The organism is Lysobacter sp. TAB13, from assembly GCF_052113885.1.
GTDB classification, from domain to species: domain Bacteria; phylum Pseudomonadota; class Gammaproteobacteria; order Xanthomonadales; family Xanthomonadaceae; genus Lysobacter; species Lysobacter gummosus.
In genome coordinates, this window is the sequence record NZ_JBFRDR010000284.1 from 1 (window position 1) to 407 (window position 407).

Below are 407 nucleotides of genomic sequence, written 5' to 3' on the forward strand. Positions count from 1 at the left end.
GCCCAGGCACATTGACCAACCTGGCGCGGCTCCTCAACCACGGCCGATTGGGTGGCACGGGCAAGCTCGTGATCCTGCCGGTGGACCAGGGCTTCGAGCACGGGCCGGCGCGCTCCTTCGCGGCCAACCCACCGGCTTACGATCCGCGTTACCATTTCGAGCTGGCGATCGCGGCGGGCTGCAATGCCTATGCGGCGCCTCTCGGCTTCCTGGAGGGCGGTGCGCGCGATTTCGCCGGCGATATCCCGCTGATCCTCAAGATCAACGACAACGACTCGCTGCGCGACGACAAGGATCCGAACCAGGCCCTGACGGGCGGCGTGCGCGACGCCCTCAGGCTCGGCTGCTGCGCCGTCGGTTTTACCATCTATCCGGGCTCGATCCATGAACTGGCGCTCTACGAACAG

At 66.6% G+C, this 407-nt stretch carries 1 pseudogene; it reads left to right on the forward strand.

Annotated features, from left to right (window positions below):
- Positions 1-11: 11 nt before the first annotated feature.
- Positions 12-407: pseudogene (locus tag AB4Y92_RS26190) on the forward strand (fructose-bisphosphate aldolase); the annotation flags it as partial.